The organism is Qipengyuania aurantiaca (assembly GCF_019711375.1).
Lineage (GTDB): Bacteria > Pseudomonadota > Alphaproteobacteria > Sphingomonadales > Sphingomonadaceae > Qipengyuania > Qipengyuania aurantiaca.
On sequence record NZ_CP081295.1, the window covers coordinates 1,175,510 to 1,197,679 of the forward strand.

Annotated in this window: 19 protein-coding genes and 1 tRNA gene; 7 read left to right on the plus strand and 13 right to left on the minus strand. The window is 65.2% G+C overall.

Annotated elements, in window-relative coordinates; all coding sequences use genetic code 11:
- Positions 1-61 precede the first annotated feature (61 nt).
- Both K3148_RS05815 and K3148_RS05820 read left to right on the plus strand, forming a co-directional pair.
- Positions 62-814, plus strand: coding sequence for a hypothetical protein (locus K3148_RS05815; protein ID WP_221426357.1), 753 nt, complete (start codon positions 62-64; stop codon positions 812-814).
- 46 nt (positions 815-860) lie between these two features.
- The gene (locus tag K3148_RS05820; RefSeq protein ID WP_221426358.1) at positions 861-1,658 is read left to right on the plus strand and encodes a crotonase/enoyl-CoA hydratase family protein; all 798 of its coding nucleotides are present in this window, start codon (positions 861-863) and stop codon (positions 1,656-1,658) included.
- Positions 1,659-1,669: 11 nt separating this feature from the next.
- On the opposite strand, the gene K3148_RS05825 is transcribed toward K3148_RS05820, so the two are convergent.
- The 3 genes from K3148_RS05825 to K3148_RS05835 form a co-directional block, all read right to left on the minus strand.
- Positions 1,670-2,353: an NnrU family protein gene (locus K3148_RS05825; protein WP_221426359.1), complete on the minus strand. Its 684-nt coding sequence runs from the start codon at positions 2,351-2,353 to the stop codon at positions 1,670-1,672.
- Positions 2,354-2,411: 58 nt separating this feature from the next.
- Positions 2,412-2,948, minus strand: a complete 537-nt coding sequence (locus tag K3148_RS05830) for an FKBP-type peptidyl-prolyl cis-trans isomerase (RefSeq protein WP_221426360.1) — start codon at positions 2,946-2,948, stop codon at positions 2,412-2,414.
- A gap of 65 nt (positions 2,949-3,013) precedes the next feature.
- Entirely contained in the window at positions 3,014-4,855 is a 1,842-nt protein-coding gene (locus K3148_RS05835) for a peptide MFS transporter (RefSeq protein WP_221426361.1), read from the minus strand.
- Between the two features lie 189 nt (positions 4,856-5,044).
- On the opposite strand from K3148_RS05835, the gene K3148_RS05840 reads away from it, so the two are divergent.
- The 4 genes from K3148_RS05840 to K3148_RS05855 all read left to right on the plus strand — a co-directional run bounded on the left by K3148_RS05840 (position 5,045) and on the right by K3148_RS05855 (position 6,836).
- Positions 5,045-5,386 carry a GntR family transcriptional regulator gene (locus tag K3148_RS05840; RefSeq protein ID WP_221426362.1) on the plus strand — a complete coding sequence of 114 codons (342 nt, stop codon included), beginning with the start codon at positions 5,045-5,047 and terminating at the stop codon, positions 5,384-5,386.
- A 165-nt stretch (positions 5,387-5,551) separates the two neighbouring features.
- Positions 5,552-5,833: an integration host factor subunit beta gene (locus K3148_RS05845; protein ID WP_221426363.1), complete on the plus strand. Its 282-nt coding sequence runs from the start codon at positions 5,552-5,554 to the stop codon at positions 5,831-5,833.
- Positions 5,834-5,919: 86 nt separating this feature from the next.
- A tRNA-Leu gene (locus K3148_RS05850) sits at positions 5,920-6,001 on the plus strand.
- A gap of 193 nt (positions 6,002-6,194) precedes the next feature.
- Positions 6,195-6,836, plus strand: coding sequence for a PilZ domain-containing protein (locus K3148_RS05855; protein ID WP_221426364.1), 642 nt, complete (start codon positions 6,195-6,197; stop codon positions 6,834-6,836).
- Positions 6,837-6,853: 17 nt separating this feature from the next.
- On the opposite strand, the gene msrB is transcribed toward K3148_RS05855, so the two are convergent.
- The 4 genes from msrB to K3148_RS05875 all read right to left on the minus strand — a co-directional run bounded on the left by msrB (position 6,854) and on the right by K3148_RS05875 (position 11,061).
- On the minus strand, positions 6,854-7,354 hold the full coding sequence (gene msrB / locus K3148_RS05860) for a peptide-methionine (R)-S-oxide reductase MsrB (protein WP_221426365.1): 501 nt from the start codon (positions 7,352-7,354) through the stop codon (positions 6,854-6,856).
- Positions 7,355-7,404: 50 nt separating this feature from the next.
- Positions 7,405-8,745 carry a cytochrome P450 gene (locus tag K3148_RS05865; protein WP_221426366.1) on the minus strand — a complete coding sequence of 447 codons (1,341 nt, stop codon included), beginning with the start codon at positions 8,743-8,745 and terminating at the stop codon, positions 7,405-7,407.
- A 112-nt stretch (positions 8,746-8,857) separates the two neighbouring features.
- Positions 8,858-10,096, minus strand: a complete 1,239-nt coding sequence (locus K3148_RS05870) for an ABC transporter permease (protein WP_221426367.1) — start codon at positions 10,094-10,096, stop codon at positions 8,858-8,860.
- On the minus strand, positions 10,093-11,061 hold the full coding sequence (locus K3148_RS05875) for an ABC transporter ATP-binding protein (protein WP_221426368.1): 969 nt from the start codon (positions 11,059-11,061) through the stop codon (positions 10,093-10,095). Before K3148_RS05875 ends, K3148_RS05870 begins: the two co-directional genes overlap by 4 nt.
- Before the next feature lie 113 nt (positions 11,062-11,174).
- On the opposite strand from K3148_RS05875, the gene queG reads away from it, so the two are divergent.
- Positions 11,175-12,203: a tRNA epoxyqueuosine(34) reductase QueG gene (queG, locus tag K3148_RS05880; RefSeq protein WP_221426369.1), complete on the plus strand. Its 1,029-nt coding sequence runs from the start codon at positions 11,175-11,177 to the stop codon at positions 12,201-12,203.
- Positions 12,204-12,292: 89 nt separating this feature from the next.
- Here the strand turns inward: queG and K3148_RS05885 are convergent, their stop codons facing one another.
- The 6 genes from K3148_RS05885 to K3148_RS05910 all read right to left on the minus strand — a co-directional run bounded on the left by K3148_RS05885 (position 12,293) and on the right by K3148_RS05910 (position 22,160).
- On the minus strand, positions 12,293-13,519 hold the full coding sequence (locus K3148_RS05885) for an NAD(P)/FAD-dependent oxidoreductase (protein ID WP_221426370.1): 1,227 nt from the start codon (positions 13,517-13,519) through the stop codon (positions 12,293-12,295).
- A gap of 52 nt (positions 13,520-13,571) precedes the next feature.
- The gene (locus K3148_RS05890) at positions 13,572-18,278 is read right to left on the minus strand and encodes an NAD-glutamate dehydrogenase (RefSeq protein WP_221426371.1); all 4,707 of its coding nucleotides are present in this window, start codon (positions 18,276-18,278) and stop codon (positions 13,572-13,574) included.
- A gap of 162 nt (positions 18,279-18,440) precedes the next feature.
- Positions 18,441-19,415 carry an LLM class flavin-dependent oxidoreductase gene (locus tag K3148_RS05895; RefSeq protein WP_221426372.1) on the minus strand — a complete coding sequence of 325 codons (975 nt, stop codon included), beginning with the start codon at positions 19,413-19,415 and terminating at the stop codon, positions 18,441-18,443.
- Complete coding sequence (locus tag K3148_RS05900; RefSeq protein WP_221426373.1) at positions 19,412-20,272, minus strand: tetratricopeptide repeat protein; 861 nt, start codon at positions 20,270-20,272, stop codon at positions 19,412-19,414. The genes K3148_RS05895 and K3148_RS05900 overlap by 4 nt, the downstream gene beginning before the upstream one ends.
- Positions 20,269-21,018: an alpha/beta fold hydrolase gene (locus K3148_RS05905; protein WP_221426374.1), complete on the minus strand. Its 750-nt coding sequence runs from the start codon at positions 21,016-21,018 to the stop codon at positions 20,269-20,271. Before K3148_RS05905 ends, K3148_RS05900 begins: the two co-directional genes overlap by 4 nt.
- 56 nt (positions 21,019-21,074) lie before the next feature.
- The gene (locus tag K3148_RS05910; protein WP_221426375.1) at positions 21,075-22,160 is read right to left on the minus strand and encodes a M48 family metallopeptidase; all 1,086 of its coding nucleotides are present in this window, start codon (positions 22,158-22,160) and stop codon (positions 21,075-21,077) included.
- Between the last annotated feature and the right edge of the window lie 10 nt (positions 22,161-22,170).

Here is a 22,170-nt window from a genome sequence, read left to right on the forward strand (position 1 = left end):
CATCCGGGTCGCAGCCTTGGCGGCCAGCGCAGTGGCAAGTGTAGGTTTGTTGGTAGCCCCCGTGGCTGCAAGCGGACTGATCAACCGCATGAGCGATCTCGCCTGGGCATTGGCCCCGAAACCTACCGTGGTCGATGAAGGCGTGTCCTCTACTGCTCTCGGAGATTTCCTGTTCGAGCAGCAACTCTCGCCGCATTCGGAGGCCGTACCCGATCCGGCTCACCAGCTGACCCTGTCGGGTCGGCTGGGGAATAACACAGCACGCTCGCTCCGCACGATGCGCTTCGGCCTGACCAAGGGCAGCGTAAATGGCACGACCTATTGTTCGATCGTCGGGCCGAAAAGCTCCACGCAGCGCCTCTGCCTGATCGATCCCGATGATGACGGCGTGTTCGATTACTACGCCCGCGCCTTTTCGGCAGAGGGCCAGTTCACCAAGATCCAGCTGCTTGCCAAATTCGAACCCATCGCTCTCCCCTACACGACGAAAGAGCGCAGTGGTCCGGGACTGGTGCGCGCCGGGATCGTCGTCCACAAAAAGGGTGACGGCTACCTTGCTCGCTTCGCCGTCGATAACGGCACGCGTCCGCAGTTGTTGCAGACCTTCGAAGAGGTCGGTGGCTTCTGGAAAGTGCGTAAGGGAGATAATCCTGGCGTATCGTTCACCGAGGCAGACCTCCCGGCGACCTTCACGCTTCACGGGGCCGAGATCGAAGTACTGGAAATCGAAGGCAAGACGCTGCGGTATCGCGTGATTAGCCCGTTTGCCGAGGACGAACTCTTCGCCATCGCGCACGGCGGGACCTTCCAGTAGAAATTCAAATGGGCGCATGCACGTGCCCAAGTTAGGGGATAGGGATGTGAGCCTGCTTGATACTCATTTCGCCGACCACGTCACCACGCTCACCCTGAACCGGCCCGACAGCATGAACCCGCTCGGCGCCGCGGGGGACGGAGACGCGTTTGTCGAGGCCTGCGATGCCATCAACGCCGATATGGATGTGCGCTGCGTCATCCTCACCGGGTCTGGGCGCGCCTTTTCGGCGGGTGGCGACATCAAGGCAATGAAGGAGAAGACCGGCAATTTCGGCGGCACTGCGCCCGAAATCGCCGATGGCTACCGCAACAACATCCACAAGCTATTGCGCGCGCTTTATTCGCTTCGCGTGCCTCTGGTCGCGGCGGTCAATGGGCCGGCCATCGGGCTGGGGTGCGATCTTGCCTGCCTCGCCGACATGCGCATTGCCAGCGACAAGGCGAAGTTCGGCGTCACCTTCCTCAAGCTCGGCATCATTCCGGGCGATGGCGGAACGTGGATCCTCCCGCGCATCATCGGCGAGGCGCGCGCGGCGGAGCTGTTCTACACCGGCGACGTGATCGATGCAGCCACCGCGCTCGACTGGGGCCTCGTGAGCCGCGTCGTCGAGCAGAACGCTCTGATAGGCGAGGCGCAGGCGCTTGCCGCCAAGGTCGCGGCCATGCCGCCGCACGCGCTGCGGCAGGCGAAGAATCTCATGCGGCAGGGGCGTTCGACATCCTACGACGCGGCGCTCGAGATGGCGGCCAACGCGCAGGCGCTGATGCACTCGACGCGCGATCACATGGAAGGGGTCGACGCGCTGCTCGAAAAGCGCGCGCCCCAGTTTACCGGCGAATAACCGCTGTTAGGTCAGCCCACCCAGCGCCAGATGCCTGCGGGCACGCCGTTTGCATGAATATGGCCGTAGGTCGCCCCCAGCCAGATCACGAGCCCGCCGATCCACGCCGCCGCGCCCGCCTTGCCGATCCGCCCGAGCCGCGGCCAGTAGCTGGTCTGCGCCTCCCAGCCCTCCCACGCCGCGCCCATCAGCTGCTCTTTCTTCCGGTCCTGCATATGCGCGCCGACAAGGGCGAGGAAGCACACGGCTCCGGCAAGCACGAACTGGCGCGGTGTCGGGCTGAGGAGAATATGCATCGCCGCCCACAGCGCAAAGCTCCACATCATGGGGTGGCGGGTGATGTGAAAGACGCCGTGCGGCCCTGCTTCGGCGTGGCGCGCGGCGCGCGGGTCGGGCAGCGCGGGGTTGCGGACGAAGGAACCGGCCAGCAGGACCGAGGCGAGCAGCATCACGAGGGTGGCGATGATCCAGGGGATCTCGCCCATGCCGTTCCACAGCATGGCTCCGCCCGGGCCGACCGCGCGAAACGCCGTCACCGCCCAGACGAAAGTCCCGAGCGCAACGAGCGAATAGACCCCGCGAAAGCCGTTCTCGCCAAGCACGCCGACCAGCGGAGCGCGCAAGGGGTGCGACAACGCGAAATGCGTGCCGACGAAAGCCAGCGACGCGGCGACGAGCGAAACCAGTGGGTCCATGACAGCCTTCCCTCTTTACAAGGAAGCTATCACAGGCGGGCCATCCCGCAAAAGCGCGTCAGTCTTCGGCGATGCCGATCAGCTTGACCGTGAAGAGCAGCGTAGCGCCGCCGGGGATTGGCCCCTTGCCTTTCGGACCATAGGCGAGGTCGGCCGGGGCCGCGATTTTGATCGTGTCGCCCACACCCATCTGCGGGATCGCCATTTGCCACGCCTCTACCAGACGGTGCAGCGGGAAAGTGGCGGGTTCGCCGCGATCGAAGCTGGAATCGAAGGTTTCGCCATCGATGAAGGTGCCGGCGTAATGAACCGTCACGCGGTCGTTGAGCCGCGGCTTTTCGTCGGAACCTGCGTATTCGACATAGCGCCAGCGCAGGCCGCCTTCCATCGTGCGCCAGCCGTCTTCCGCCTTGAGTCCCGAAAGGTAGGCCTGCTGGGCGCTCATCCATGCGAGGTCCTGCGAACGGTCGGGACCACCGTCCTGCGCGGTCGCAGCGTGAAAGCCCACCGCCGCAGCGGCTGCGCCGAGCGCGGCAAGAGTGAAGCGCATCTCGCGAAGGAAGGCCGGGCGGCGCGGGTCGGAAGTATTAGTCATGTCCTGCCCAGACACGAAAAAGGGCGCGGTTTCAAGCCGCGCCCTCTTCCTGTGTCGATGCCCTATCAGGCGGTCGGCTTGGTCGTCGGGTGGACCCCGCCTTCCTGCGATTCGAGACCGGCACCAGCCTGGCCTTCGAGATCGTCGCCGACATTGTCGTCGCGGATCGTGTCGAGATGCATCAATTTCTTGATCAGCGGGCTGACCACCATCACGGCGACACCGATGCCGACCGCGTACCAGCCGACGGTCGAATAGACGTCGAGTACGACCTGTTTGCCCGCTTCCTCGCCAACCCCTTCGGCACCCGTTGCGGCGGCGATGAGGCCGGCTGCGAAGTTACCGGTGGCCGAAGCGAAGAACCAGGTGCCCATGACGAGGCTGGCCATATGGGCCGGGCTCAGGCGGTTCATCGCCGACAGGCCTACGGGCGAGAGGCAAAGCTCGCCGGTGGTGTGCAGCAGGTAGATGAGGAAGATGAAAATGACCGGCGTCGGGACGTTCACGCCCACGCTCTCCGCGCCCCAGACGAGAACGAGGAAGCCGAGGCCGACCTGGATCACGGCAAGGCCAAACTTCAGCGGCGTGCTGGGTTCCTTGCCCTTGCGCGCCAGACCCTGCCACAGCATCGCGAAGAGCGGTGCCAGCAGCACGATGTAGATCGCGTTGATCGACTGGAACATCGATGCGTTCACGCCCTGCGTGTCGACATGGCGATCGGTGAACAGGTTGAGCGACGAACCGGCCTGCTCGAACAGCGCCCAGAAGACGATCGAGGTCAGGATCAGGAACATCGCGGCGAAGATACGGTCACGTTCGTCGAACGCCTTGACCAGCGACTGCTGGATCAGGACCGCGACGAGGACGGCAAGACCGCCCAGCGCAACCCACACCATCCACTCGGTGCCGAGCGCCGCCAGCACGATGCCGACGATCATGGTCGCGGCCGCCAGAAGGTAGACCATGAACGGTCCCTGCGGAGCGGCCTTCCACGAGCCATAGGCCATCTTGAAGGTCACGATGGCCAGCACATAGGCGACAAGAGCGCCGCCGAATGCGCCGAGGACGGTGCCGACCAGTTCCTGGAACTGGATTGCGGCCCAGCACAGCGCGACCATGGCAAGGCCGGCGCCGTAAATGCCCCATTCCTTGCCGCCCTTGATCTTGGCCGGGTCCTTTGGCTCGCCCTTGCCGAGAAGCAGAGGCTTGCCGATGACGAAGAACACGAGGCCGAGCAGCATGCCGAAGCCGGCGAGGCCGAAGCCGTACTGCCAGCCATAGGTCTGGCCGAGATAGCCGCAGATGATGGACGCGGTTGCCGCGCCGACGTTAATGCCCATGTAGAAGATGGTGTAAGCCGGATCGCGGCGCACGTCGGTGCGCGCATAAAGCTGGCCGACGATGACCGAAATGTTCGCTTTCAGGAAGCCCGAGCCCACGATGATGAGGGCAAGCGCGAGCCAGAACACGTTGATCATAGGATCGCTTTGTCCGCCGGACCCTTCGAACGCCATGAAGAAGTGGCCGAAGGTCAGCAGGACCGCGCCGAACAGCACCGCCTTGCGCTGCCCGATGTATTGGTCGGCAAGATAGCCGCCCACCACCGGAGTGATGTATACGAGCGCGGTATAGGCACCGTAGATGATCGAGGCTTCGCTATCCGAGAACAGCCAATGCTGGACGAGGTAGAAGATCAGGAGGGCGCGCATGCCGTAGTAGGAGAAGCGCTCCCACATTTCGGCCATGAACAGCAGGAACAGCCCCTTGGGGTGCCCGATAACCTCTTCCTGGGGGCGGGTGATAAGCACCACGCCACCGATGAGAAAGGCTGCCAGTGCGACCACTGCAACCCTGAATGTCCACATTTCGAACGCTGAGTCGAATGTGAAGAACATGCCTTCGACCATAAGATCGGTGTCCCTCTTGTTATTTTGGTGGCGTCGCTTTCGCTTGGCCCCTTCCCTAGAAAGCGCGCAACCTAGCGGCCTCGCGCGCAATGTGAAGCATTAGTTACAGGCGCGACCACATTCGCGGGAACCTTGCGCGCCGCGCTGTATTATGGCACTGATGCACTATTCGCTGTCCGGGGACCCGTCATGAGCAACCAGTCCAAGCCCGTCTATCTCAAGCTGCGCGACATGATTGCCGCTGCCATCATCGACGGACGCTACAAGGAAGGCGAAATGCTGCCGTCGGTCCGCGCGCTGGCGGCCGAGCAGGGTGCCAATCCGCTTACCGTGGCCAAGGCCTACCAACAGTTCCAGAACGACGACCTCGTCGAGGTCCAGCGCGGCGTCGGCATGTATGTCGCCAAGGGCGCTGCGGCGGTCTTGCGTAAGCGCGAACGGGAAGCTTTTCTCAAGGAAGAGTGGCCCGAAATTCGCGAGCGGATGGAGCGACTGGACATTACGCCGGCCGAACTGCTCACCGACGCCTAGATGCGACACAACCCTCCGAGGACACATTTTAACATTAGATAACTTGCGGAAACGGCTGAGTTCTGCCATCGGCAAGCTTGCAAGGGGTCGTCACATGGCTGCCCGCAAGGGTCGCATTACCAGTGTTACGATCGTCGCCGGGGGCGGCGGTCCGGAGAGCGCAAGATGATCCGATCCGAACTCCTCACCGCCATTGCGGAAGACAATCCCGAACTGCGCGCCGAAGAGGTGGAGCAGGTGGTCGATATCTTCTTCGAGGAAATTTCCCAGCGCCTGGCCGAAGGCGGCCGCGTGGAATTGCGCGGTTTCGGCGCCTTCTCCACTCGTGAGCGCCAGGCTCGCCAGGGGCGCAATCCGCGCACGGGCGAAATGGTCGACGTGCCGGCCAAGAAGGTGCCCTATTTCAAGCCGGGCAAGGAAATCCGCGAGCGCCTCAACGAGAATTGAGCCGCGCGGCCTCTCGCCCAACTTGGCGCCCAACTTGGCGATTGCAGCCCATCTCCCGATTCTCTACTCAGCCGACCTGCCGGATAGCGGGTGTGGCGGAATGGTAGACGCCGGGGACTTAAAATCCCCTGTCCTTTGGGCGTGTGGGTTCGAGTCCCACCACCCGCACCGGCAGCCCACTGGGACGCGCAAGTAAATTCAAGGGCTTGCTTGCGCGACTGTCGGAATGGCTGACAGGTTAACCATTCGCCTTCCCTGAGTATTAATCCCTAGCTTCCTACTAAATGGCTCGACAGGGGCACTGGTCCAGTAAGGCTGGCGGAAGGCATCCTCCTTCCCCGGCTTTGGGGGTACGCAAGCAATGGAATATTCCGCAGGTTTCCGCGCGGACAGCAAAATCGAAGAGGTCGAGGTCGATCGGCGTTCAAAGCCGCGTTACACCTCCCTGATTCGCGCGGCCAAGCTGGTCTGCGGCCAAGGCGAATTCATCTGCGTCATCCGCGATGTTTCGGCCACCGGCATCTCGCTGCGCACCTTCCACGCCCTGCCGAACGACCGTACCATCGCGCTCGAACTGCAGAACGGCGAGACCTACGAGATCGCCGAGACGCGGCGCGAAGGTTTCGAAGCGAGCTACCAGTTCGACCGCCCGGTCACCGTCGAGCGATTGATCCATGAGACGTGGAATTTCCCCAAGCGCCAGCTGCGGCTCAACATTGCCATCCCGCTGACCCTTTCGTCGCTTTCGGCAAGCGGGGAGGCGGTTACCGTCAATCTGTCGCAGCAGGGCGCTCGTGTGGAATGCGACGCCGCTTTCGCCATCGACCAGGCGCTGCGCGTCACGGGCGACCATTTCCCCGAAACCCGCGCCAAGGTGCGCTGGCGCAAGGACGCCAATTACGGGCTGGTGTTCGACAACACGCTGTCCTTACGCGAATTTGCGCTGATGGCGGCCTCTGTGCAGTGTCCGGTGATGCTCGAGCAGACGCCCGACGCGGCCTGAGCCTCGCCTCGGCCCAATCAGGCGGGCCGGAAATCCATCGCAACGCCGTTGATGCAGTGCCGCTTGCCGGTCGGTCGTGGGCCATCGTTGAAGATATGCCCCAGATGCCCGCCGCAATCGGCGCAGTGCACTTCGGTGCGCGGATAGCCGATCTTGTAGTCGGTGCTCGTGCCCACCGCGCCCGGCAGGCTTTTCCAGAAACTCGGCCAGCCGGTGCCCGAATCGTATTTCGTCTTCGAGCTGTAGAGCGCGTTGCCGCAGCCCGCACAGGCGAAGGTGCCGGCGCGCTTCTCGTCGTTGAGGGGCGAGGAATAGGGCCGCTCGGTACCTGCGTCGCGCAGCACATAATACTCGCTCTTGGTCAGCTTCCTGCGCCATTGCGCTTCGCTCAGCGAGACGGGGTAATCGCGCGCCTGCGCCTCGCGCGAACCGCAGGCGGCCAGCGTCGTTGCAGCGACGCCGGACCCCAGTAGTCCGAGGAAGGATCGGCGGTTCGGTCGGGTGTCGGTCATGGGCATATCTTTAGGCTCCTGCCCCTGAATACGTGCCGAACGCCCGAAAGGTTACCTCAGAACTCGGTAATCTCGACTTCGAGCTTGCGGAAGCCATGCACGAAATTGGCGCGCACGCGCTCGATATCGCCCGCGACATGGACGCGCATGCGGCGCTTGTGCAGCTCTTCGAGGAGGACCCGCAACTGCAGCTCGGCGAGGCGCGCGCCCACGCAGCGGTGGATGCCGTAGCCGAAGGCAATGTGCCGCCGCGCGTTCTCGCGGGTGATGTCGAGCTTGTCGGGGTTCTCGAACACCTGTTCGTCGCGGTTGGCCGAAAGGTACCACAGCACCACCTTGTCGCCCGCCTTGATCTGCTGGCCGAAGACCTCGGTGTCCTCGGTGCAGGTCCGGCGCATATGCGCGAGCGGGGTCTGCATGCGCAGGATTTCCTGCACCGCGTTGGGGATGAGGTCGGGCTGCTGTTCGAACAGCTTGCGCTGGTCGGGGTTCTTGTCGAGCTGGTAGATGATCCCGCTCATGGAATTGCGGGTGGTGTCGTTGCCGCCCACGATGAGGAGGACGAGATTGCCCATGAATTCCTCGGGGCGCATCTGGTTCATCGCGTCCGAGTGGATCATCATAGAAATGAGATCGTCACCCGGCTCCTTGTCGTGGGTGCGTTCGATCCACAGCGACTGGAAATAGGCCGCCATCTCGTGGAGGAAGCCCCAGCGCATCTCATCGAGCGAGCGGACGGTGGCAAGCTCGGTATCGCCCGACCAGTCGGACCAGAAAGTCAGCAGGCGGCGGTCTTCCCAGGGGAAGCCGAAAAGGATGGCGAGCATTCCGGTGGTCAGCTCGATCGAGACCTTGTCGACCCAGTCGAAGACTTCGCCGCGCGGGAGCGAATCGAGCAGTTCGCCGGTGCGTGCGCGGATCTCGCCTTCCATCTCGGCCATGCCCGAGGGCGTAAACTTGGGCGCCACCGTGCGGCGCTGGCCGGTGTGCTGCGGGCGGTCCATGGCAATGAACATCGGCAGTTCGCGCCGGTCGCCGACATTGCTCTCGGCCAATTCCTCCTCGGTCAGGCGGTTGAGGATGGTGATCCCGCCATGCTCCCAGCTGGAGGAGAACACTTCGGGAAGCGCCTCGATATGCTGGATCGCCTTGTGCCCGACGACCGCCCAATAGGGGCCGAAGGGGCTTTCGGGAATGTAGTGAAGCGGCCCGGCCTCGCGCATTTCCCTGAAGATCGGGTGCCAGGTGTTGTCGGCGTAGATGTCGCTGCGGCTGACGTCCCATTTGTGCGGGTGATCCGGCCGCTCCTCCGGATGCTCTTCGAAATGCTTCTTGAGCGCTTCGTAAGCGGTGGGGGACGTGCGGCATTCGGGCCGGGTGACGGCAGCTGTGGCCATGGTTCTCTCCTCTTCGCCCCGCATCCTGCCCTAACTGACAGGCGTGTCAATAGTGCGTTGCAAAAGCGAACCTAATACGGGGCCGCCGAAGAGTCTTGCATGGGGGCGACGATCAGGCGGGATCGCCGGGCGTGGTGCTACCCACCCGGCCCTTCACGCCGCGACCGCCCTTGCCCGATTTCATCACCCGCCTGCGGAACAGCGTTGCCCCCGCTTTCACGAAGATCGCGACGCACAGCGCCTGCCAGGCGAGCGCGAGGAGATGGGGCCACAATTCGGCCGACTGCGCCGCGCGGGCCAGCATGGCGAAGGGCGAGGACAGCGGGAAGATCGCCGCGGTCAGCTCAAGCGGCGAGCCGGGGCTGGTCATCGAATAGGCGGCGAGGAAGAACACCAGCAGCTGCGCCATGGTCACCGGCATGGAGAGCGTCTGCACCTCGCGCACGGTGGTCGCCATGCCGCCGATCGTAAGGAAGAGCGAACCGAGGATGAGATAGCCCATGGCGAAATAGGCGATGCCCAAGAGGATGAAGAGCGGCCAGCCGAGCGCCGGTTCGGGCAGGGTCGGCATGGCCTCGCCCGCCAGCGCGCCGATCCCTGCGCCGAAGAGGCCCCAGACCGCAATGCCGACGAAGCTGACCCCCAGCATGGCGAAGAGCTTGCCGAAGAACACGCTGTCCATCGGGATCGCTGCGGCGAGCACCTCGATGACCTTGTTGGCCTTCTCCTCCACGAGGTTGGAAAGCACCATGCCGGCGAGCAGCATCATCAGCAGGAAAAGCAGCAATTGCCCGGCCTGCGCGGTACGGATGCGGTTGGACTTCGCCGCCGCAGCCGTGGTCTCCAGAATGTTCTCGGTCACCTTGGGATAGCTCGTCGGCGTGGCCCCCGTCGCCATGGCGGAGAGCAGCGAGACCGGCCCGTCCCAGCGGTGGATCTGCAAATGCGTACCAGTCAGCTCGGGCTGCTCCAACGTGCCGGTAACGACGACCGCGTAATTCGATGTGCGCAACAGGGCCTCAGGCGAGAAATCCGCAGCGTTGCGCACCGCCGGTTCGATAACCACCAGCTGTGGCAGCCCGTCGACCGTTTCTCGCGCGGTCTGGCGCGCGGCCAGCAGAGCTTCGTTGTCGGCATCGGCCATGGCCAGCGCGACCGAGTTGACGATCGCATCACGCTGGACCTGCCCGCCGATCCCTCCGGCCAGACCGCCGACAATAATGGGAAAAAGCGGGCCCAAGAGGAAAAAGAAGAAGGCACGGCTGAACAGGATCGCCTTGAAGTCGCGCCGCGCGACCACCCAGGCCGCCTCGAAGAAGGACAGGCGCGAGGCCTGGTTGTCGCCGCTCATGGGGTGGCCTCCGCTTCCAGTTGGCGCGCCGCCGCTGCGCCCGCGATCTCGACAAAGGCGTCATGCAGGCCGGCGCGTTCGATCGAGAGCGACAGGATACCCGCCTCGCCATCGATCAGGCGTTTGAGCAGCGCCTCGATCCCGCTTTCGGGGATCGGGAAATACCAGAAATGCCCGCCGCCTTCCTTGGCGTCGTGGCGGGCGTCGGCGGGCAGGGCGCTGCGCCAGTCGCCCTCTTCGCGCTGCGTTTCGAGGCGGACCTGCGCCGGAATGCGGTCCCGCGCGGCGTCGACCGAGCCGGCATAGGGCACGCGGCCCCCGGCGATGATCGCGACGTCGTTGCACAGGCGCTCGGCGTGGTGGATCACGTGGGTCGAGAAGATCACTGTGGTGCCGTCTTTCGCCAAGTCGCGGATCATGACCTCAAGCTTGCCTTGATTGATCGCGTCGAGACCGCTGAAGGGTTCGTCGAACACCACCAGCTTCGGTCGGTGCACCAGCGTTCCGAGCAGCTGGACCGTCTGTGCCATGCCTTTCGAGAGCTGCCGGATCTGCCGGTCGATGGCGTGACCCATCCCGTGCCCTTCGAGCAATTCGCGCCCGCGCTTGCGCCCTTCGTCCAGCGAAAGACCGCGCAGTGCGCCCATGAAAGCGATGGCCTCGTCGCATTTCATCGCCGGGTAGAGGCCGCGCTCTTCGGGGAGGTAGCCGATCCACTTGGCGATTTCGTGCGGGCGGTCGTGCCCGAAGACCCGGCGCACGCCCTCGTCCGGGTCGATGATGCCCAGCAGCATCCGCAGCGTCGTTGTCTTGCCCGCACCATTGGGGCCGAGAATGCCGTAAATCGCGCCCTTAGGGACGGAGATATCGACCCCGTCGACCGCCAGCGTATCGTCGAACCGCTTGACCAGCCCGCGCGCGTCGATGGCGAGGCTGTTCTTGTGTTGATCGTCGTTTCGCGACATCGCGTGTCCGGCTCCCCTGCTGGGAGCGAGTTAACCGCGCGATGTGAACGGGAGCAACAGCAAGTTTGGTTAAGGCCGCGTCACTGGAGGAATTGCAGGGTGCGCTTAGGGAAATGGCGCGCGAGTTGGGCTTCGTCGCCTGCGGCTTTACGGGGGCGGGCGGCGATCCCCTGCGTAGCGAGCGGTTCGAGGAGTGGCTGGGCGAAGGGCGCCATGGCTCGATGGAATGGATGGAATGCCGCAAGCTCCAGCGCGCCTCGCCGCAAGGCCTGTGGCCCGAAGCGCAGAGCGTGATCGCGCTCGGCATGAGCTACGCGCCCGATGGCGATCCGCTGGCGCTGGAAGGGGATGACGAGAAGGCCCGCATCTCCGTCTATGCGCAGGGGCGCGATTATCACGACGTGGTGAAGAAGGCGCTGAAGGCGCTCGCGCGGTGGCTCATTGAGCGGGAGCCGCAGAGCGAACTCAAGGTTTTCGTCGACACCGCGCCGGTGATGGAAAAGCCGCTGGGGCAGGCGGCGGGGATCGGCTGGCAAGGCAAGCACACCAATCTCGTCAGCCGCGAGCATGGCAGTTGGCTGTTCCTCGGCGCGATCTATTCGACGCTGCCCTTCGCGCCCGACGAGACCCATCGCGACCTGTGCGGCAACTGCCGCGCCTGCCAAGATGCCTGCCCGACCGATGCGTTCCCCACGCCCTACAAGCTCGATGCGCGGCGCTGCATTTCCTACCTCACGATCGAGCACAAGGGCCCGATCCCCGAGGAATTTCGCGAGAGCCTGGGCAACCGCATCTATGGGTGCGACGATTGCCTTGCGGTGTGCCCGTGGAACAAGTTCGCCGATGCCGCGCACCGGCACATCAAGCTGGCCCCGCGCGAAGAGCTAATCGCCCCGCGCCTCGCTGAATTCCTAGAATTCGACGATGCGGGGTTCCGGCAGTTCTTCTCCGGCTCGCCGATCAAGCGCGTCGGGCGCAACCGGTTCGTGCGCAACTGCCTCTATGCGGCGGGAAACAGCGGCAATGCGGAATTGCTCGCCCCGGTCGAGGCACTGCGAGGTGACGAGGACCCTGTCGTGGCAGAAGCCGCCGACTGGGCCGCCAGAAAGCTTGGAGCAAAACCCCAAAGCCGTTCGGGCTGAGCTTGTCGAAGCCCTGCACTTTTCTTCCGGCGCAGGTCCAGAAGTGAAGGACGGCCCTTCGACAGGCTCAGGGCGAACGGAGCTCGGTGTTAGCCCATCTCCTTGAGGGGCACTTCGGTGTCCGCCAGCAGGTCGGGATCGATCTCGGCGCGGTTCATCACCAGCTTGCGCCCTTGCGCATAGTCGCGCGTGTTGTTGACGCAATCGAGCGCGATGACACGGCCCTCCTTCAAATAGATCAGGCTGAATTTGCGCGCCTCGTGGTCGCCGCGCAGCACCGACTGGTCGTAACCGTTCGAAATGCCGACGGTCTGGAGACGGAGGTCGTACTGGTTCGACCAGAACCACGGAACCGCGTCGTAATCCTGCTTGTCGCCCATGATCGCCTTGGCCGCGACGCTCGCCATGTCGTTGGCGTTCTGGACCGATTCGAGCCGGATAACCGCGTTGTCGGCATAGGGGTTGGCGTGGGCGGCGCAGTCGCCGATGGCGTAGATATCGTCGAGTGAGGTGCGGCAGAAGCTGTCCACGTCCACGCCATTGGTGCCCGCGGCGCCCGCAGCAATCAGCGGTCCGACCGAGGGCACGATGCCGATGCCCACGATCACCACTTCGCAGGCCAGAGTCTCGCCGCTCGACAGGGTGACGCCCGTGACTTTCTCGCCGTCGCCTTCGATCCGTTCGACGCCCGCTTCGAGGCGAATGTCCACGCCCTGCTTGCGATGTTCGGCGGCGTAAAAATCGGAAATCTCGGGGCCAGCCACGCGGGCGAGCACCCGATCCTGCATCTCGACCACGGTCACGTCGAGGTCGAGCTTGCGCAGCACCGCCGCCGCTTCCAGTCCGATATAGCCGCCGCCCACCACGACCGCACGGCGCGCGCCGGCGGCGAGTTCGTCCTTCAGGCTGTCGGTATCGCGGCGGCTGCGGATGGTGTGGATGCCGGCCAGTTCCGCGCCCGGGCAGCCGAGCCGCCGCGGATCCCCGCCGCCCGCCCAGATGAGCTTGCGATAGCTGACCGAGCTCTCGTCCGAGAGCGACAGGACGCGGCGCATCCAGTCGACCTCGTTGACATTTGCGCCGAGCCGCAGGGTCACGTTGCGCTCCGCCCAGAACGCTTCAGGACGGATGAGGATTTTCTCGAAGGGTTTGTCGCCTGCGAGATATTCCTTCGACAGCGGCGGGCGTTCGTAGGGCGGGTTGCGATCGCGGCTGACCATGAGGATCGAATCCTCATGGCCGGCCTGGCGCAGGGCTATCGCCGCCTGCGCGCCGCCGTGCCCGGACCCCACGATGACGACGTCATAATGCTCCATGGGCGCGGTGGCTGGCCGCAAACGCGCTTCTGGTCAAGCCTTGCGCGGCCAATCACCGCGCCAGGAGGTTGCGCGCCATGCTGGCGATCTGGGCAAGCATGGCGGGCGCGACCGGGGTCTGGCCCTGCGCGCGTTCGACCATCGACTTGAACTGACGCACGGCGACTTCGTGGTCGGCCAGCCAGTTCTCGACCACCTGCGGCATGTCCTTCTTCGCATCCTTGCGGCGAGAGAGGCGGCGCAGCAATTCGAGCCGCATCTGCTGGAAATCGCGCGCGAGGCCGGAGACGAGCAGGCGCTCCCACACGTCCGAAGGGACCATGGTCGCCGCGACGCTCTGCGCCCAGTCGATGCCGAGCTTGGCACCGATGTCGGTGAAGCCCTCGGTAATCATCCGCGCGCCGATTTCTGTATCGCTCGCCAGCTGGGCGAGGCCAACCGACCCGTCGAGGTCGAACATATGCGTGACCCGCGCGGCCATGGCATCGCTCGCACCGGCGGTCGTGAACTTCTCGTGCAGCTTGGAAGACTGGGCCTTCAACTCGCTGCCGAGCAGCTGGTCGGTGTCCTTGACCAGCATGGTCACGCCCTTGCCGAGTTCGGCGACCATGTCCGCCGGCTTCACGCGGCCAGCGCCGGTGCGCAGCACGTCGGACATGAGGTTGGCCGTGGCTGCCGCAAGCCGGTCGAACATGAGCAGGCGCGCGCCTTCTTCCATCTTCGCCGTATCGAGTTCGGCCCACAGGGTGCGCAGGTCGAAGAGGTGGGCGACCGCGACGAAGCTGGCTGCGACCTGCGAAAGCTCGACGCCTTCCTCTTCCGCCAGTTCGAAGGGGTGGATGATGCCGAGGCGGTTGACCATGGCGTTCGCCAGCTTGGTCGCGATGATTTCGCGGCGCAGGCGATGGTTGTCGATCTGCGCCTTGAACTTCTTGCGCATCGGCTCGGGGAAGCTGCGCAGGAGCAGGTCTTCGAGGATCGGATCGTCGGGCAGGTCGCTCGATTCGATCGCGTCCTGCAGCACCAGCTTGGTCGAGGAGAGCAGCACGGCGAGTTCGGGCCGGGTCAGGCCCATGCCGTCCGCCGCGCGGCGCTGTAGCGTCTGGTTGTCCGCCAGCCCTTCGGTCCGGCGGTCGAGATTGCCGCCCGCCTCGAGCGTTTCGATAAGATGGAGCTGCGAGTTCATCGCGCGGTCGCCGCCGATTTCGGCAATCGAGAGCGCGAGCGCCTGCAGGCGATTGTCTTCCAGCACCAGCGCGCTGACCTCGTCGGTCATCTCTTCGAGCAGCTTCACGCGCTTGGGCTCGGTCAGCTTGCCGTTGCGCTTGGCCGCAGCCAGCGCGATCTTGATGTTGACCTCGTTGTCCGAGCAATCGACGCCGGCCGAATTGTCGATGAAGTCGGTGTTGCAGCGCCCGCCATTGTGCGAGAATTCGATGCGTCCGGCCTGGGTCGCGCCGAGATTGGCGCCTTCGCCGATGACACGGGCGCGGACTTCCTTCGCATCGACGCGCAGCACGTCGTTGGCCGGGTCGCCGACCTGCACGTTGTTCTCGGCCGAAGCCTTGATGTAGGTGCCGATGCCGCCGAACCAGATGAGGTCGACCGGGGCCTTGAGTATGCCCGAAATCAGCGCCTCGGGCTCGATCTCCGACACGTCGAGTGCGAGCACCTTCTGCATTGCCTTGGACAGCTTGATGGTCTTCGCATCGCGCGGATAGATGCCGCCGCCGCGCGAGATGAGGTCGGAATTGTAATCCTCCCAGCTCGAACGCGGCAGGTCGAACATGCGCGCGCGTTCCTTCCAGCTCTTGGCCGGATCGGGATCGGGGTCGAGGAAGATGTGGCGATGGTCGAAGGCCGCGACCAGCTTGATTGCTTTCGAGAGCAGCATGCCGTTGCCGAACACGTCGCCCGACATATCGCCGCAGCCGACGACCTGGATCGGGTCCGACTGAACGTCGATGCCCATTTCGAGGAAGTGGCGCTGGACGCTGACCCACGCGCCCTTGGCGGTGATGCCCATGGCCTTGTGGTCGTAACCCTTCGAGCCGCCGGACGCGAAGGCGTCGTCGAGCCAGAAGTCCTTCGATTCCGCAATAGCGTTGGCCACGTCGGAGAAGCGCGCGGTGCCCTTGTCGGCGGCGACCACGAAATAGGGGTCTTCGCCATCGGTGATGACGACATTTTCGGGGTGCACGACCTTGTCGTCGACGATGTTGTCGGTGACCGACAGCAGAGTGCGGATGAAGACCTCGTAAGCTCCCTGTCCCTCGGCCGCCCAGCCTTCGCGGTCGAGCGCGGGATCGGGCAACTGCTTGGGATAGAAGCCGCCCTTTGCGCCGGTCGGCACGATCACGGCGTTCTTGACGCGCTGCGCCTTCATGAGCCCCAAGATTTCGGTACGGAAGTCGTCGCGCCGGTCGGACCAGCGAAGCCCGCCGCGCGCTACCGGGCCGGAGCGCAAATGGATGCCTTCGACACGGCGCGAATAGACGAAGATTTCGCGCCAGGGCAGCGGCTTGGGCAGGTTGGGGACCTTGGCGCTGTCGATCTTGAACGCCAAGGCCTCGCTCGCCGCCGGGGCGAAGGAATTGGTGCGCAAGATCGCGTCGATCAGCGCGTTGTAGAGGCGCAGCAAGCGGTCGTCGTTGATCGCCTTCACCTTCGAGAGGCCGCGCTTGATCGTGGCGCGCGCGTCCTCGATAGCCTCCTCGCGGCTGCCCTTGAATTCAGGGTCGTGGCGCGCGGTGAAGAGGTCGATCAGCGCCGCGGTGATGTCGGCGTTCTTCGCCAGCGCATCGACCACGGTGTAGATGGTGAAGCCCATGCCGGTCTGGCGCAGGTAGCGATAGAAGGCGCGCAGCCAGTCGGTCTGCGCCGCGCCGAGGCCGGCTTCGGCAACGAGGCGGTTGAAGACATCGTTTTCCGCATGGCCGTTGAGCACGGAAGCGACCGCGTCTTCGATCTCAGCCGCGCGTTCGACGAGATCGTCTGCTTCCACGCCGGTAGCCAGCGTCAGCTTGAAATCGTGGATCGTGCCGAGGTCGGCGTCCTTAAGCACGGTCGGCATTTCCGATTGCACGTGGAAGCCGAAATTCTCCAGCACCGGCACGGCGTCGGACAGCGGCAGGCTGCCTTCGGCCTGGTAGAGCTTGAGGCGCAGGCAGGCCGGATCGTCGCGTTCGCACAGGTAGAGTCGCGCGCCGCGATGGGGCGGGTCGGGATGCTCTTCCTCGTCCGCGTGGATGCCCAGCGCGCGCAGGCGGGCGATGTCCTCGGCCGCCTCGCGCGGGCCGAAGCGGGCGCGGTAGGCGGTGGGGAAATGCTCGGCAAAGCGCATGGTGAGCGCGGCCGCACGGCCCTTGTCGACGAGATTGACCAGCTCGTTCTCGACCGCCTCGCTCCAGCCGCGCAAAAGGGTTTGCAGCTGTTCTTCGAGCACGGCTTCGTCGGGCGCCCGCGCGCCGTCGCGAATATCGAGCACGAAGCGGAGCATGGCGAGATTGCCCCCTTCCACTTCGAGGCTCCAGTCGAGCAGGCGCGCGGCGGCGTTTTCTTCGAGCAGCGACTTGATCTGCAGGCGCACCTGCGTCGCCAGCATGTCGCGCGGCAGCCAGACGAAGGCGAAGAGGTGGCGGGCCAGCGGCGCCTCGACCAGCGCAAGGCGCGGGCGCGGGCGGTCGACCAGCGCCATCATGGTGGTGGCGACGCGCTCGGTGTCTTCTTCGCTGAAGCCGATCAGGAGATCGTGCGGCAGAGCGGTCATCGCGTGGACCAGCGCCTTGCCGGCGTGGCCACCCTCGTCGAAATTCAGCCGCTCGCGGATTCCGTCGAGGCGCTGGCGCAGGATCGGCACGGCGCGCGGCGGTGCGGCGAGCGCGGCGCTCGTCCAGACGCCGGCATGGACCGACAGCGCGACGATTTTCTTGCCCTCGCGGCGCGGCACGATGAAGAGGTCGAGCGGCACGTGGCGATGCACGCGGCTGATGTGGTTGGCCTTGATGATCAGCGGCGTGCGCTGTTCGCCCTTGCCCTCGAACCATTTGAAGGCCCGTTCGTAGCTTGCGTCGACCAGCAGTTCGGGCTCGCCTGCGCGGCAGATGCCGAGGGGGCTTTCGAAGCTGCCGTCGCGCAGGCGCACGACATGGCCCAATTGCGTGAGCATGCCGCTGTCCAGCCATTCGAGCAGGGCGCGGCCTTCCTCGTCTTCCAGACCCGCGGCGTCGGCCTGCATCTGCTCTTGAAGCTTGGGCCAGTCGGCCACGGCAGCGCGGACATCGGCGAGGGTGGCGGCGAGTCTTTCCTCGAGCGCGCGACGCTGCTTGGCGTCGACCCGCGCGGTCTCGAGATAGATCATCGATTCCCAATAGGCATCCTCGGGCTCGCCCTCGCGGATGCGGTCGAGCGTGCAGTCGGCGGTGCGCTCGACCGGGACGACGGGGTGGACGAGCCGGTCGATCGAGATGCCCAGCGCGGCGATCGCGTTGGCGGTCGAATCGACCAGGAACGGCATGTCGTCGTTGATGATCGCGATGCGTGTGTAGCGATGGCCGTCGGTGACCGATTCCACGGCCATGGCAACGTCGCCATATTCGCGGTTCTGTGCCGCTTCGACGACGAATTCCGCCGCCTCCTTCATCCGCGCACCGTCGAACGGCGTGTCGCCCGGCAGCAGCGAATCGCGCATGTGCTGCATGAGCGCCTTGGCCTGAGTTGCGGTGGTGGTGGCGGGCTTGGAACCGGTCTTGGAACCCATGTGGGGCCTCTCGCTTTTCTGGCGCGCGAATATTGCCGCGCCGTGAAATATCCGAGTCGTTGCCCGGATTGGTCAGGGGCGGCGATTAGGCCTGTTGGGAGGCGAGAGCAAGGCGGTGGGCGTGCATTTTTGCAAACCTATGCATGCCTCGTCGCCGTAGCGTCAGGAGAGCGCCTTCATGGCGCGCCCAAGGCTGTCGATCCGCCTCTGGGGATCGAAGGTGGGACCTGCGAAGATGATCTCGTCGGCCTCTGTCCGCGCGACGAACTCGCGCACGGCAACAGCGCATTGGTCGGGCGTTCCGATGGCGCTCGCCTGCCCGATATGCGCCAGCATCGCCTGCGCGGTGGGCGGCAGCTGTTCGCGATAGCCTTCGACCGGCGGCTTCAGCTTGGATGGCTTGCCGGTGCGAAGCGCGACGAAGGCCTGCATCTGCGAGGTGGCGAGCAGTTCGGCATCGGCTTCGGTTTCGGCGCAGAAGAGGTTCATGGCCGCCATGACATGCGGTTTTTCGCACGCCTCGGACGGTTCGAAATTGCGGCGGTAAAGCTCGAGCGCCGCGTCGAGATGGTCGGGCGCGAAATGGCTCGCGAAAGCATAGGGAATGCCGAGCCGTGCAGCGAGGCTCGCGCCAAAGAGGCTCGATCCCAGCATCCAAAATTCCGGTTTCGCGCCAAGGCCGGGGGTTGGCGAAATCTCGCTCGTCCCGTCCATATGCGCCATCAGTTCGACGACGTCCTGCGGGAACATCTCGGCGGCGCGGTGGAGGTCTTTCCTGAGCGCACGCTGGAGTTCGGGCCCTGCACCCGGAGCCCGGCCAAGGCCGAGGTCCACACGGCCGGGAAAGAGCGCGTCGAGCGTGCCGAACTGCTCGGCGATCTGGAATGGTGTGTGGTTGGGCAGCATGATCCCGCCCGAGCCGATGCGGATGGTGCTGGTGGCGTTGCCGACATGGGCCAGCACGACCGAGGTCGCGCCGCCGGCGATCCCTTCCATCGCGTGGTGTTCTGCCACCCAGTAGCGTTTGCAGCCGGCTTCCTCGGCAGCCACGGCAAGCGCACTCGCGGCCTCGAACGCCTCGCCAAGGGTCCCGCCCTCACGAACAGGAACGAGATCGAGGACGCTGTAAGCGGTCATTCGTCTTCCGGTTCCTCGTCCGCCGGGCCAAGCTGGTCGAGATAGGTCTGCGCGCGGCTGGCCAGCGGCGTGCCGGGCGCAACCTCGATCACCGAGGCGAAACTGGCGCGTGCGTCTTCGGCGCGGCCCGACATGGCGGCGATCACGCCCGCTTCGAGGCCGACCTGCGGATCGCGCGGGGTGAGCATGGCGGCGCGCTCGATCTGCGCCTGCGCTTCGCCGAGCCGCTCCATCCGACGCGACAGCGTGGCGGACAGCAACCAGGCCTCGCCGTTGAGCGCGTTGGCTTCGCGCGCTTCGGCGAGGGCCAGCGCGGCGTCGTCGGCCCGGCCGTGGCGAACCATAACCCGGGCAAGGTCGACACGCAGCTCGCTAGCCAGCTCTCCGTCGGGCGCGGCCAGCGCCATGCCGCCTGCCCGGTCGAGCAGCGCGATGGCGCCTTCGAGGTCGCCCGAGGACACGGCCGCATTGCCGGCCATGGCCGCCAGCCTTGCGGCATAGGCGAGATTGTCCGCCGGTGCCTCGCCGCTGGCGAGTTCGAAGGCCTCGCGCGCTTCACCCATGCGTCCGAGCTGGACCAGCGCCAGCCCGAGGCAATGCGCGCTTTGCGCAAAATCGAGATCGGTCTGGGCCACTTCGCGCCAGCTCTGCGCGAAATCGAGCGCCGATTGCGGATCGCTCGACGCCTTGGTCAGGCAGCGTTGCAGATAGTTGGCCTGGGGCTGGGTCACGATGCGCGGCTCTTCACGCGGAGGGCGGTCGCGCAGTTCTTCGGGAATACCCGGCATGCCGCCCGCAGTAGGGTCCGGCCCGACTTGTGTGGCGAGGAGAGCGAAGGTGGCGAGGAGTGCGGTCACGCGGTTTCCCTGTCTTGCAAGAGGCCGTCCACCGTGCGCAGCAGCAGGGCGATATCCTGCGGCCGCGAGAGGCGGTGATCGCCGTCCTTGACGAAACTCACTTGAACCGCGTCCGAACGCAAGGCGTCGGCGAGGCGCTGGCTGATTTCCCACGGCACATCCGCGTCGCGCTGGCCGTGGAGGAGACGCACGGGCGCATCGATCGCTATGTCGGCGCCAAGCAGGCGCTGCGCTTGCCCGTCGACGAAAAAGCCGGCGTGGGTCGGCGTGGGCTCGGGGCCGTAGGGATTGTCCTCGAAAACGGTCTCGCCCGCCTCCATCTGCGCCTTCTGGCCTGCGTCATAGCCCCAGTCGGTGAAATCGGGCGCAGCGGCGATGCCGATCAGGCCCGCCAAGCGCTCGCCCAGAGACAAGCCGACCAGCAGCATGAGCCATCCGCCCATGGATGAGCCGATCACGACGACATCGCCGTCCACCTGAGCCTCGATAAGCGCCAGCACTTCCTCGCGCCATTTCGACAGCGTGCCGTCGGCAAATCCGCCGTCGCTCCGTCCGCAGCCCGAATAATCGAGCAGCAGGCAGGCACGTCCGTGGCGCTTCGCCCAGTCGAACAGCGCGGTGGCCTTGCCGCCGTCCATGTCGGACATATAGCCGGGCAGGAATACGAGCGTCGGGCCCGCGCCCTCATGGTGGCGGAAAGCGATGCGCCGCCCGCCGGGCATTTCGTGAAAACGGATATCGGTCATGCCGCCAGGATGTCGGCCCGAAGCACTGCGATTGCAAGCCTGAGGGAGGCTTCCGCTTAGAAGAAGCCGAAGTCGAACTCCTCGACGTCGGGATCCTCTTCGCACATGGTCTTGATCGCTTGGAATTCGGCTTCGGTCAGGACGGGCGCGAAGGTCTTGCCCTTGGCCGCTGCGCGATAGGCCTTGGCGCGTTCGCGCGGGTCGGGGTGGCTCGAGACCCAGCCGATCACGGCGTTGGCATCGCCGCCTTCTTCCTCTTCCGCATCGCCGCCGATGCGTTCGAAGAAGCTGGCCGCGCCCAGCGGGGAGACGTTGCTTTCTGCCATCCGCTCGCGCGCAAACTCGTCCGCCTCGCGCTCGGCGTCGCGCGAATAGCCCATGGCGGCGAGGCCGAAGAGCGTCTCGCTCATGCCCGAATTGGCGCCCGACAGCAGGATCGACAGGCCGAACTGGCGCAGCAGCGCGGTCATCACATGGCGTTCGCGCACATGGCCGACCTCGTGGCCGAGCACGCCGGCCAGTTCCTCGGGTGTTTCGGCATCCTGCACCAGCCCGTCGAACAGCATGACCTGTCCGCCCGGCAGCGCGACCGCGTTGACCATGCCGATATTGGCGACGCCTGCGCGGACCTTTTCCTCGGCCGGATCGACCGCTGCGAGCAGCTTGGCCATGGCCGCATCGCCTTCGGGCGTGTGGCAGAGGCGGCCGCCCATATCGCCGACCATGGCGTTGCCGAGATTGCGCTCCCAGCTTTCGGGCACGCGCGGGCCGAGCCATTCGGGCGCGGTCAGGAACAGCGCCACGGCGGCGACGCTCACCGTGCCGAAGATCACCGCCGCCTTGCCGAGGCCGAGCCGGTCGATCCAAGCGCCATAAGTGGTTTTGGCGGGTAGCTTCGCAGCAAGGCCTGCGGGCAGGTCGGACGACAGGATCAGCCGGAAATCGGGCAGGCTTTCGCGGCGATAGACATGCTCCCCGCCGCGCTCCTCGCCCCAAGTGAGATCGGCGAAGGGCACGTCCATGTCGCCGTTGAAGCCGCGCAGGTGCAAAGTGTCTCCACCGTCCCAACGCGCCTCGCCTTCGTGGCGGACGGCGGTGCTGCCATCGTACCAGATGGCCGGCTGGTTGAAGCTTTCTTCCATCGCGGGTGTC